The organism is Serratia sp. HNCC26DJ206 (assembly GCF_057180605.1).
Map to the genome: position 1 here is coordinate 24,226 of NZ_JBXUGP010000033.1, position 13,775 is coordinate 38,000.

The following is a 13,775-nucleotide window of genomic DNA, read 5'->3' on the forward strand; positions in this document are numbered from 1 at the left end:
ATTGGCAGTGTCGGTAACAATACGGATAATAAAGTGGCCCGATGCCGCACTCCCTGTCGGCCAGTCAAGCTGCGCACTGCGCGGGCGCGCGGCCCCGACGGCCAACGCCCCAGCCGTAAGTTCATCACGTACCACCAGGCTGGCAACGACTTCGTTGGTAGATTGGTTGTAAATTTCCAACCGCTCACTCCAGGGGTGATCAATGGCCACCGTGCCACGGTTGACGCTGTTCCATGTCACCGCGATGGTTTGCCCCGGCTGGAAATGGCTATCCGGTTGCAGGGTAAAATCTTCCACCACCAGATCGGCATAAGATGCCAACGCAACCTCCGCCTCAATCTGCAACCCGTTATTGGCTTCGCCTACGCCCTGTGCATCACTTTCTCTCACCAGACGATCGGCATCCACCAACACCACAAAACTCAAACGCCCCGCCGCCAGCATCCCCACCGGCAGTTGCAGTGCCAGATGGCACGCCCGGCTCTCGCCGACGGCAATATCACCATTGCTCGTCGCGTCATACGGCACGGAAACATTGGCGATCAGTTCGCCGGTATCCAGATTGCGCACCACTACCCGATCGTACCAACTGCCGCTGGTCGGTAAAACACCACGGTTTTCTACCACCCAACGGATATCCACCGTCTGCCCGGTGTATAATCCGGCAGCGGGATCGAGCGTGACGGAATTGAGCACCAGATCCGGCGCTGGCGTGATCACCAAAGGATCGAGATACACCGTTGGCGTTGACGGCACTTTGACCAGGTTAAATGCCACCTCTACCTGCGGCTGGGTGGCCGTATTCAACCCTTCGATCATTAACGTGTAGGTTCCTGTCAGACTTAATATCGCAGGTTCCTGATCGGTACCGAAAAACTCACTCCAGTATTGATATTTCCCCAATGCCGAGTACCAGGAAGAGTTATTGTAACTCCGGCCCATTGAGGTATTAGAAAACACCACTTGCCCCTGTGGATCGAACAGCGTCCAAACAGGTACGGATTTAGCTCCTGGGGAACTGTCAGAAAGGGTGGATTTCGTCATTAACGCATCAAAATAGTAGCGTTCACCGGCCGTGGCATCAAAAGTGAAGAGTTGCACACTATTAACCGGTGACACCGTTGTGTACACCGGCGTTCCTGGGGTCACCGGGGTGGCAGAGTCCAGATCCAGAACGCGGAAAGCATAGTTTTTTGACGCGCTGCTATTGTTGAAGATGGTCAGCACGTAATTACCGGCCGCCAATCTACCGGCATAATCAGAAATCGTGCGGTACTGCTGAGCAACCGGGTCATACCAGGAGTAACTACCCTGTACCATGTCTTTTTCAATAATCAGGCCGTCAGCCCCCTCCAGGCGCCAGCTCAGATTAGTATCCGTACTCAGGTTATCCAAGGCGACGATCCCAGCCTGACCCAGTTGCAGGTGATAACGTACCGAACCATTGGCCGCCAACGGCTGTTCAATCACACTGTTAAAATCAATCTCACCTTTATCCACAGTAGCGACCACGCTGAAGGTGTAGCTCTGTGCGGCATAATTCGTCGCTTCACCCTCCAGCACCAGCAGATACTCCCCGGCTAGTGACAATGAAACGCCACGCTGCTGAGAGGATAAACTCGCGTTAAACACCTCTTTGCCGTTAGGGTCAAGCAACCGCCAGTACCCCGTTGCGGCCTTCTGCATGCGGAAAGAGTAAACATCGCCCGCTGCCGCAGTAAAATGATACATCTGCGCGCTGTTGCCTGGGGAAAGCGTGCCGCTGGTCTGGGTATCTGTAGCCCCTACCGTGAGCGGCAGCGCGCTAGCCGTGGTGACCAGCCGGAATTGATAAGGGGTAGAGATCCAATAGTTGTTGAAGATCCGCAGGGTATATCCCCCAGCAGCCAACAGCGGCATCGGATCTTGCCCGTAAGAAAACAGTGAACGGTTAAATATCTGACCGTCCGGCCCTTCCAGCGTCCAAGAAACGCTATAGTCTCTGCTTCCTGCCGCTGCCTTAAATGCATCAAACAGCAACTGGCCAGGCTGATCCAAATAAAACTGATAAACGGTGGGCGAATACTGATACGCCGTCCCGCTATAGGTAGTGTCGAGCTGCAATAAATCGCGGCTGGCAGTGAAGCTATAACTCACCGCCGTCGTGCTCTGCGGATCAATATCAATAATCAGGTAGTAGATCCCTGAACTGTCTAACGTATACGCCACACTGTCATCGTTAGTTCCACCGACAGCGATAAATCTTCCGTCCTGACTGACTAAACGCCATGTGGCTCCCGCCGTCTTGTCATGAGAGATAAATTTGAAACTCTGGCTGCCTGCAACGTTCAACCGATAAATTTTGGCACTACTACCGGGTTCGAGACGATCGGTGGTGCGTGCTTCCAACGCTAAATCACTGCTGCTCCCTGTTAAGTCGAGCAGGCGGAAGGTAATGACCTCTCCCGCAAAAACCATCCCCGTTTTCCTGATCACCAGCGTAAAGTCACCGGCCCGATCGAGGGATAACATGCCGAGGTTGCTCCCGTAAGGCCAAATGGTCCTCACCGTATTGCCTAAGTCGTCGAGCAGCGCCCATTCCCCTGTCGAGTAATAGTCTGTTCCCTGCAAATCAACGGCTAATGTGGTGGCGCTATCAACGTGGAAGCTGTAACGCAGCGTCCCTCCGGCTTGCAGGACATCTGCCGTGACGTATTGGCCTATTGCTGGCAGCGGCTGAGTGACCGGCGTCACCACCCGTCCGGTAAAGGTGCTGGTCACCGGCAACTTCACGCTGCTCTCAAGGGTATCCCACACCAGATAGTACACGCCGTCTTGCGGCAGGCTGGACAGATAGCTGCCATCCAGAGAAACCATGGTGACAAGCGGATTACCGTCAACATCAAACAGCGACCAATACCCACCTTCTGCCTGGATATCTACCGCCTGATACACGAAGCTGTCCCCAGCCTGGGCAGTAAATTTGAATACGCTAGTCTCCCCTGGCACTTTAGCGATCTGAGTCAGGCTATCTAACGCCAACGTTGGCACCTGTGATAAATCATGCAGTTGGCAACGATAAGAGGCATCCTCCCATTCAGCGCGCAGTACCAACTGATAATCACCTGCCGCCAGATTGAGCAACACATTGGCCGTATTGCCCGCGTCGATAACGTCCAGCACCATTGGGCCACCGCCACCGGTGCGGCCTTGGCTCACCAACTCGCCATCACGCAGTAACTGCCAGGCGATGGTGCCACTGCTATTTTGCAAGAAGTCGAGCAACACCGTTTGCGGCTGCGCCAGCGTAAAGCTATAGCTGTGCGTGGTGAAAACATTGAGGGTATCGGCCACCGCCACACCCAACGTCAGAGGATCGGTCTTGGTCACCGCCTGCTGTACCATTAACCGGGCTTCGCTGGCAGACGCCGAACGGCTTTGCGAAAGAATAACGTAATCACCCGCAGACACCGGGGTAAATGCCGTAAACGAACTGCCATAAAAACCGCCGACATATCCGCCCTGAGCATCATAAATCACCCATTGGCTACCCTCTGAAGCGCTGTAGTAGTAAGTTTCACCCGCCTCCAGATGAAGCCGGAACAGGTTATGATCCGTTGCTACAATATCCACACCGGGCAACGCCACCGGTGCCTGTTTACCCTCTTCAATTTTGAAAGCAACGGTTAGCGGATCCGTACCATAGGTGTTATTCAGCACTAAGGCATAATCACCTGCCGCCAGCCAGTAACCTCCCACCGAGGATCCTGTCTGATCAAGATTGCCCCAGGCCATGCTGCCCAACACGCTCAGAATCTGCCATGACACCGATTGGCTGCCCTGGCTGTTGCCCGAGACGGCAATGAATGTCGGCTCAGTGATACTGAATCGATAGGCTTTGCTTCCGTATGAAGGCAGTTGCGCCGTCGTCAGGGTTTCCAGTGCAACAGCATCGCCCGCAGGCCGCTCATCGGTCTGGCGTTCCAGCTTGACGGTAAGCTGATAATCGAGCGGCTGGCTGTTGGCCAGCATGCCGTCGATCAACAGCAGGTAACGCCCTGTCGCGGTAATCTGAATCCCGCTACGCAGAGCATCGTTACTGCCCGACGACACCACGGTAAAACTACTGGCATTCAACAGTTGCCAGCGAAATGCTCCCCCGTTCAACGCTTGCGAGTCGACGGTGATCCAGTCACCGATCTGCATATCCAACGCATGGGTGACCGTTTCCGTCCCCTTGGCTGACGTTGCCACCAGCGGCGTACCGTAGACCAGCGGCGCGCCTTGCGCCTGTGCTACCGACATCAGGCGAAACTCAAAAGGTATCCCACCGGCTAGCATACCGGGGCCGGTAATCACCAGACGATATTGCCCCTGTGCCAAGCTCGCTAATACATTGACGCCATAGTCAAATGTGCCACTACTGACACCTCCCCCGGCCAAGGTCCAGATTTGCCAGCCAAATCGGCTATCGCCCTGCAAGGCATCGAAGATCAGCCGCGTACTTTCCGCTAGGGTAAAGATGTAATCCACCTGGTTACCGGTTGCCGAGAAAACCCCTTGGGTTGACTCGCCGATTGACAGGACCGTTGGTGCAATCTGCTGGTACAACAGGTCATAATCAACCGCTGCGCTGCCAAGGCCATTGCCATAGACCACCAGCCAATAGGTGCCTGGTGAGAGCAGACTCGTATCCAACGCAGATGCCGACGTCGTATTAAGCTGTGCATTATTCGAGGTTGAGAACAAAGACCAACGTAACGCCTGGGTATCTTCTGACGCGACGCCTAGAGTGAGTCGCTGTGCCTGCTCCAGCGTCAAGGCATACACGGCGGTATCGCGGCTATCCAGCAACCGGCTATGGCTATTACCCGCAGGCAGCGGTGCTGCGGTGTCCATATCCAGTAGCTGGATGCGGTAATCTCCGCCGTTACTGCTCTCGCAAGAGACGATTAACAGCCACTCCCCTGATGTCAGTGATTGGCAAGTGTCGCCTGCATTCCACCAGTCCCCCAAGTTGGATACAGAGTCAGCAGGCACCATCTGCCAACGAATAGCGCTCTCGCTGCCGGTACTGCTGATGATCAGGCGTTTGGCCGTTGCCAAATCAAACCGATAGCTGTGATATTCATACGGAGCGGTAATCCGCTGGCTGAGCGTATCCCCGATACTGGCGGGCTGAGACGGTGCAATAACGCGCTGGTTGGCCGTCAGTTTATAACTCAGGCTGTCGGTAGCGCCGCTGGTATTATCGATTACGATCAGATAATCCCCCGCCTGCCCGTCGGTATTAAACCGCACGACATTATCTGATAACCAACTGGCAGCCACGAGCATGCCGTAGGTATCAAAAACCGTGATGTTCCCAGAGCCGGCGAGCGCCTGAGCCTGTAAACACCATTGCTGACCCGCCTGAACCGATAACCTGCTGATCACCCCCGTTTCCTGCGCGGCAATAGTGCCGGTAACGGCTTTCTTCTCTTCTAATGCCTTGATTCCCGCAACCTCAGCCAGCAGGAAAGCGTAGTCTCCTGGCAGGCGGTAAGTATCGCGGTAGCTATCGCTGATAGACAGGCGATAACGCCCTGCGGCCAAATCCATCACCACCGGGGAAATCAGTGACCCACTGTTTATCTGGTTGCCCCAGTTGTCACGCAAGACCCAGGACACCTGGCTACCCGCTTTGCCGTCGAGCAACAGGCGCTGCCCGGCATCCAGCGTGAAATCCCAGGCATCAGTCAGCATGCCAGACTCCAGACGCCCATGTTGTTCTTCACCCAGCACCAACGTCTGTTGCTGATTGCCCGCCATTAGGGTAGTAAAATTCAGCTCAAGCGGTGCTTCTAAGGCACTTGTCGCGTGCAGTACCAGATAGTAACGGCCGGGAGCTGGCAGCAGCAGACTGGCATTGCTATCGCCACTCATCAGCCATTTCTGGTTGCTCTGAGCATCCAGCAAATAGGCACGTGTAGGCACCGTTTCAGACAGGCTGCCAAACTGGTAACAGAAATAATTCGCCGTGACATTATCCAGATCCAACGCGAGCACTTGGGTGTTCGCCAGCGGCGTCAGGCTGACGCTTTGCTCGCCAAGGGCCATTTTTGTTGCACTGTGGATATCCAGTAACCGGAAGGCAATATCGCCGGTTGCATTGCTGAATGAGAAAACCCGCAGCCGATAGTCACCCGCCGCCAGTTGCCTTAACCACGCCATGTCATTAGCAAAAGAGCCACTTTGTACCTGGCTACCATCCGCCTTTTCCAGCACCCAACCGAGGGAACTATTGATAAGCTGGTTTTCCAACAACAGCGTAGTGAGAGCCTCAACCCTGAAGGTATATTGATTTTCATACCCTGGCTGATCCAGAGCACCAACGACCCGTGAATCCAGGATTAACGCGCTGGTTTTAACACTGCGTTGGCGCACGGCAAAATCAATCTGCTGTGCCTTGTCGCTACTGCCTTTATTGAAAACCAGAAAATACGTTCCCGCCTTCAGCAGCGAGGTGGTCAAATCACTGCTAGCGTAGCCACTGGCAGTGACGCCCCCCCAGGCATCGTAAAGTTGCCAGTAGGTTGAAGGATTCTGATTGCCAATGGCATCAAAGATCAGTGTGGCGTCATTGACCAGATCCAAACGGCGATAGACAGGTGCCAATTCATCGGCGGCAAAAGCCACCTGAGCTTCGGTATTCAGTGCCAAAGGCGCGGCCGTGACTAAATCCAGCAGACGGAAATAGAAATCTCCCGTGCGTAAGTCACTCGATGCCACCACAAACTCATAGGTACCCATCGGCAAATCGAAGAAGCGATTGGTACTGCCAATACTGTTACCACTGGCTTCAGAACCGCGCGGCCCAGATAGGCTCCAGCTAAATCCTGCGCCACTCCAGGCATCCACCATCAGGCGCGTCGGGGCCAGCAGCGTAAAGCCATATTTAACGCTACCCGCCGGTTGCGCCACCGTCCCTTGAGTCGGCTGATTCAACAGCACCGGTGCCGTGACCACCGTTTGCAGGCCGAGCGTAAATTTCGCCTTCAGCGGAGTGCCGCCGACGTCGGGAGAAACCAGCAGCAGATACTCACCGCTGGCTTTGATGGCAAGATTAAGCGAATCGTAGTAGGTGTAACCTGAATAAACGGTACGGCCAAAGGGATCGAGCAATACCCAACGGCCTCGCTCATTGCTCCCCCCGCTGTTCTGCCCATGCAGATAATAAGACTCCCCCGCCTTGGCGCTGAAACGGTAGAGCTGCGTTTCATCTGCCGCAATCGTCTCATCGACCCCGGTATCCACAGGTAACGTTTGTGCTGCGTCGCGGTTCAGCATTCTGAATTTATAAGGTGCGGCAGTTTCGCTGCTGTTACGCAGCACCAGCGAGTAACTGCCCGGCGGCAAGGCGTGGCTCAAAGAATAAGATGAATAGCTATTAATATTGCTCCAATTGGTCACCACCCCCTGCGGCCCGCGCAACAGCCATTGCACATTGCTGGCATTTTCTGCGGTGGTATTCAGCGCATCGAACACCAGGGTGGTCGTCTGATCCAGCGTGAAATCATACTCGGCCAGGTTGTGATAGCCAGTTAACACGCCGCTGGCCTGGTCGTTAAACACCAGCGGTTGGCTGAGGCGCTCCTGCCTTGCCAGCGTGAAAGTCACGTTATTGTTGGCCGTATTGTAGTAATAGCCTTCACAAATCAGCGTATAGCTGCCTGAAAACGCCATGGCATAGCTGGTGCCAATGCTGTCGCTGCTTACCGTGGAAACTTTACGGCCGAAAGGATCAACCAATGTCCAGATCGAACTGCTACCGGAGTCGCGCCAGTTCAGCACCATCACCTCACCCGCATTAGCGGCAAAACGATAGCCCAGCGTGGCATTCCCCGGGGAACGGTTGACGTTCATCTGCTGGCCGACAGACAGCTCAGGCAAGCTGGCGACATCGATCAGTTGAAAAGCATAGGCACCATTGTTACTCCAGTAGTAAGCGCCGCTACCGCCCTGGATCGTCAGTGCATACTCCCCGGCCGGCAACGTGAGTAGCGGGTAGCCATAATAGCCGTCACTGCTGTACAACTCCTGTTTATTGACTTCGATGCCACGTGGCCCTATCAGCGTCCAGATGGCACTACTGCTGTTCGGATTTTGCGTATCCATGATCAGTTGGGCTGCTGCACTCAACGTAAAACGATAGACTTTTTGCTCATCCCAGCTTGCTGACGTTCCTGCCACCACGGAACCCAAGGTCAGTGCATCCCCCACCGGTAATGCCGCAGGATCTTCATGCCCAACGGTATTCAGTTGAATATTGAATTCAACCGGTTCTGTGTTATCTATGCGCCCCTCAATGAGCAGGCTGTAATTACCGCCGGTTTCCAGGGTAAACGCTGCCCGATTGCTGGCAAGATTGTTCACGCCAACCACATCCCGCCCATAGCGATCGATTAAGCGCCAAGTCGCGCTTCCGCCTGTAACGCTGTGGCTTTGAAACTCAATTTTGTCACCCGCCGCCGCATCAAACCGGTAGGCTAGCAAACCATTACCCGGCGTCAGCGTGGCTTTTAATTCAGTGTCGTTGCTAACACTCGGCAACACCGTCAAATCGGTTACCTGAAAGGCATATTCACCGGTCGCCTTACCGTTGCCGGAGACGGTGAGAAAGTATTTACCTGCCATCAGATTCAGCAGGTTATACAGATTGCTGCCATCACTTTGGGCAAAATATCTTGATTGGACTTCAACCCCGCGCGGCCCGACCAGGGTATATTTGATGTCATTACGGTTGCTTTGCCCATCGAATACCAGTTGGGCGGCGTTGGCCAAATCAAAGGTGTAAACGGTGGACTGCCCCGCCAGAGTTATTTCACCCTTGATCAGCGAGTCCAGCGTCATTTCAACCACCAGGTCGGGGACTTTATTAACCGCGATCTGATAATCAACAGGGTTTTGCACGTTATTGCTATCAGCGCCCTCCAGGATCAGCCAATACTGCCCCGTCTCCCCGGCAATAATCGGCTCCTGCGCCGTCATTAGCGCACTTTGCGCCAGCGGTTTTCCATGAGGATCAAGCAGATACCAGGTCAAATTACCGGCAGAGAGCGCAATCCCCTCTACAAACAGCTTGTCGTTTTTGCTCACATCAAGCTGATAAACTTGCGTTCCCTGAGCATGATCAAGCGACGCCTTAAGCACCTGGTTGGTATCCAATGCTTTAGCCGCAGACATACTGAGCAAGCGGAAAGGCAGCGAGCCCGTGTTGGCCCCCTCGGCATCAATCGACAGGGTGTAATCCCCTGCGGGCAACAATAAATAACCCGAATTGTTAGCATAAGAGGAGGCGGTATAGGACGAAGTGCGGCTGACCATCACGCCTTCAGGGCCTGACAGCGCCCAGGCGAAGCTGGTATTCGTCAGCCGGTCGATCAAGACCGCCTGGGGTTGCGCCAGAGTAAAGGTGAAATTAGCGGTTTTCCCCGGTTGATCAATTTCCGCCGTCGCAATGGTATTCAGTTCAAGCGGTACGCTGCTGTCGACAACCGGCTGGAGGTTAAAACGGTAATTGACCGGGCTCGTCTGAGAGATTCCTCCTTCGACAACCAACAAATACTCCCCGGAAGATTTGATGGCGAAGGTGTCACGCAGGTAAGACAACGAATTGACGCCCCCCTCCTGACGGCCATAAGGATCAATCAAACGCCAGTTCACGGTGCCATTGGTTTCCGCCGACGGGTTGAAAAAGAATTTGTCCCCGGCCTGAGCCTGGAAACGGTAAAGTGCTGATTTGTTACCGTTCTCCAGAATGCCTGCCACATCACTACCCGGCGTCAGGTTCACCGCATTATTGGCATCAATCACGCGCAATGAGTACTCGCCTACGGCATCCATATCCCCATCAACGGTAATCTGATATTTACCGGTGGTTAGCTCAAAGAAGGACGAGGCGCTGGAGTTGTCCGTGCTGCTAAAGCTCCGGCTGGTCACCTGACCATTGGGGCCATTCAGCGTCCAGTTCAAATCTGAACGATTGGTGAGGCTGTCAAAAATAACCCGATGCGATTCCTCCACGGTAAATTCGTAGCAATCCTTTTCGCCCGGTGCGGAGATGCTGCCATCAATCGATAAAACGGCGGGATTCAGATCCCCAGACAATAAGATTCGGGGTTCAACCGCTTCAAACAGAATGGGAGAAACAACAGTCTGACGCTTACCACTCTTCACTTTTTCCTGTTCAATTGAATTATTGCGCGTATTTTTATCTGTTATTTCCGGTGGGGTTTTAATTTCAACAGCGGAGCAAGAAAAAGTGCCATTCATCGATTCACTAGAACTCTCTGAAGAGTGATTTAAATACTTTTCCATTTTACGTCCCCTGTGGTCCCTAAATTTAAAAATCCCCTGTCATACCCGGTAATAACATTGATAAAAAATCCTATAGCGTTATCTTTTATTTACCATTTCATTAATTCCTTGAATTGTTGCCTGGCATCGAATACCTGCGGGGATAGTTAGCTGGGGGTTGGGTAGTTCAACCAGCACCACAAAGGTTCCGCTGGCGGCATCAATAATTCTGTCTACTGTTTTTACCTTGGCAACATAATGCCCGACGTCTTTTTTTGCCATTGCTTGAGCGGTTGCTTTTATATTGCCAAAAATTTTCGGCAAGGTAGATTCCTTGGGAGTTTCTTCATTAATAAGCTGTAATTCAGGAACGATCTCTACCCCCATTTCAGGCATTACCTTACCGAAAAAGTGCTTCGGCAGCACAATATGCACCTGCAACGGATTCAATTGCGCCACCTTCAGCACGGATTTTCTGCTGCTGCCTGATTCAATAACCTCACCGGGATAGGCCAACTGTTCCACCACCACCCCATCGAAGGGGCTACGGATAGTTCGCAAGTCGAGTAAGTCGCCCTGCTGTTGATATTCCAACTTCGCCAGTTGATGATTTTCTACTGCGACTTTCAGTTCAGACTCGGCAACACGCAGCACAGATTCAACATCATCAATATCCTGCTTTGCCATAAATGATTTTTCTGACAAGGAGTTAAGGCGTGTAAATTTACGTTTGGCAAAGTCTATTTTATTTTTCGCCATCGCCATCTCCCCAGTTTGCTGGGATTTAAACAACGCCACTTGAGCAGCTGATAGTTCTGCCCGCGATTCCAATGTGGCCACAACCTGCCCTTTCTCAATACGATCGGCCCGGCCTACATAGACTTTCCCTAATAAACCACTTGCCGGACTGCCTAGCTCAATCATCTGCAAGGGTTCAATAAGACAATCAAAAGCGAATGTGACTGAACTGTGGATAAAATACCAAATGACAATAACCAACTTAAAAGCAGGCACCAGAAACCGGCGCCATTTTATTGTCAGTATCGGACGGCCCATTTCACATTAATTCCTTTTATAAAAAAACAACAATCAAAAAGCCAACACCCCATCTCCGCCAATTATTATATCAGCGAGCAAAGCCACTGCTTTAAATTAGACATAGAAAAACCAACAGCGACTAAAAAACCTGCCTCTGCACCCGTATTAAACAACTATTAATGGAACACCTTGCACACTAATAAAACCAGCCGTAGCATATTAAAAAAAAAAGGATAAAAACGAGAGATGCCTCAAAAATACCATATCTAAAGATAACATTTAATAAATCAAAACAGCGTTATTTTTTAACAAAAAATCAGATTCATCCAATTAAAAACACACTTATCATAAAAATAAAAAACACAGGAAAATCAATTAACAAAAAACAAAAATTGAAATTTAAGCGTTTTAATATCATTAAACTCAAGAATTAACTTAATTTACTCTTAAATTACTTTTTATGCTTTACATAAGCGAAATATGCTGAAAGCCCATCAGCTTACACCCTAGATTGCCAACAACGGCGGAAAACTCAATGCCATAGCCAGGGAATACACATCCAGAACTTTTTTCAACCCACGCATATGGGTAGGCTCGGCGGAGGTGCATTCATAAATCAGTGGTTACACGACTATCCGACCACTGGCCGGATAGCGTTATGCAGGTTATTTACTTATCTTTCTGGTAAAGAGGAACCTCTTCTCCCAGGATGTATTTGTTGCGCAGGATCGAAGATATCTTGTCCATGATCATCACCACCACCACCAGGATCAGGGTGATAAACATCACCACATCCCAGTTCCACAACCGCATATTTTCGGCATACACCAGGCCGATCCCTCCGGCACCAACAAAACCCAGTACTGCCGCAGAGCGGGTATTGGATTCAATCTGATACAGGCTCAGCGCCAGAAAGGTAGGGAAAGATTGGGTGAAAATACCGTAGCGATGCTTTTGTAAACTGTTAGCCCCCACCGCCGTCAGGCCACGGCTGGGGGATTTCTCCACCGCTTCATGCCCTTCGGCATACAGTTTGCCCAGCAAACCGATGTCCTGCATCAGGATCGCCAATACCCCAGCCAGCGGCCCCATGCCCACCGCACGCACAAAAATCAGCCCCCAGATCGCCATGTCGATGCCCCGCAGGATATCAAGCAAACGGCGCACTATCATGGCTATCGGGCGCAACCAGGGTGATGACATCACATTGCGCGCCGCAAAGAATGAGAGCGGTAAGGCGATCAGTGAGGCGGTGAGCGTGCCAGCGAACACGATGGCAATGGTGATGAAGATCTGCTGGAAGTAATACACGAACGGCCAGTTGACGAAATCATGCCAGACAAACATCCGCACAAAGTAACGGCCAATCTGTTGGCAGCCGTTGGTGAACTGTGGCCAGGCAATGCCGAAAAACAGAAAAAAGAACAGGTAATACAACACAATGGCCGCAGCGATCGTGCCCAACGTGCGCAGATAGCGGCCCTGACGAGCAAAAATTTCCGCATGCTGCTGTTTGAGCTGTTGCAGCGCGGCGGCGGATAGCGGTTGAACCGACATCAGTGTTTCCCCTCTACGACACGTTTACGCAGTTCACCGGACAGATAATCCAGCAGCGATACCACCACGATAATCAATAACAGCGTCATGCTGACCTGATCGTAGCGGTCGAGTTTGATATTGGTCATCAGTTCCTGGCCGATCCCGCCCGCGCCCACCAACCCGAGGATCGTCGATTGGCGGAAGTTGATTTCCAGGCGCATAAAGCTGTAGGACAAAAATACCGGCTTAACCTGTGGCCACAGGCCAAAACGCATCCGTTGCAGCGGGCTGGCACCGCAGGCAACCAGGCCGCGTACCGGTTTGTGAGAGGCCGTTTCGATCGACTCATAAAACAGCTTGGTCAAGCTGCCAATGGTGTGCAGCGCCAACGCCATAAAGCCGGGGATCGCCCCGATACCGAACGCCATCACGAACATCACCGCCCAAGCCAGCTCTGGCATAGTGCGTAAAAACGCCACCAGCGTGCGAATCGCCAAGCGCAGGCTCGCCAAGCCGTGGGTATTTTTTGCCGCCAGAAAGGCCAGTGCCCCAGCCACCAACGCTGAAAACAGGGTAGCGGCGAGCGCCAGTTGCACGGTTTCCCAAATCAACGGCAACTGGATGGGCAGACGATAACCCCAGTAGGCGAAGGAGCCTTCGGTTCGGCCGTCGGCAAATAACGCGTGCCAGTGCAACACCGGCAGGGTTTCTGCCAGATAATCAAAGAAATGAGGAAGGGAAACCCACACGGTATGCAGATTGAATTCGGCGACGCTGCCCGCACCGAGATAGAGCACCGCCAGCCCGAGTGACCAGATCAACGCTTCGCGCTTCTGCTTGCTGCGGATGCGTTGGTAATACTGTGTGAAATCGGTGTTCAA

Annotated in this window: 4 protein-coding genes (1 of these 4 running past the window's edge); all 4 read right to left on the minus strand. The window is 52.6% G+C overall.

What is annotated here, in order from left to right; genetic code table 11:
• Positions 1 to 10,338: part of an Ig-like domain-containing protein coding region (locus AC2A1E_RS19825; protein WP_484385180.1), annotated on the minus strand (this coding region is incomplete at its 3' end). 24,225 nt of the annotated region lie to the left of the window's left edge; the window shows 10,338 of its 34,563 annotated nt.
• Between the two features lie 78 nt (positions 10,339 to 10,416).
• A complete protein-coding gene (locus tag AC2A1E_RS19830; protein WP_484385181.1) occupies positions 10,417 to 11,373 on the minus strand; it encodes an efflux RND transporter periplasmic adaptor subunit in 957 nt (318 codons plus the stop codon).
• A gap of 651 nt (positions 11,374 to 12,024) precedes the next feature.
• Positions 12,025 to 12,912, minus strand: coding sequence for a phosphonate ABC transporter, permease protein PhnE (gene phnE, locus AC2A1E_RS19835; protein ID WP_484385182.1), 888 nt, complete (start codon positions 12,910 to 12,912; stop codon positions 12,025 to 12,027).
• Complete coding sequence (phnE, locus tag AC2A1E_RS19840; RefSeq protein ID WP_484385183.1) at positions 12,912 to 13,775, minus strand: phosphonate ABC transporter, permease protein PhnE; 864 nt, start codon at positions 13,773 to 13,775, stop codon at positions 12,912 to 12,914. Before phnE (AC2A1E_RS19840) ends, phnE (AC2A1E_RS19835) begins: the two co-directional genes overlap by 1 nt.

Excerpts from the sequence above, each read along its gene's own strand:
- AC2A1E_RS19830 (WP_484385181.1), bottom strand. The coding sequence starts at position 11,373 with ATGGGCCGTCCGATACTGACAATAAAATGGCGCCGGTTTCTGGTGCCT.
- phnE (WP_484385182.1), bottom strand. The coding sequence starts at position 12,912 with ATGTCGGTTCAACCGCTATCCGCCGCCGCGCTGCAACAGCTCAAACAG.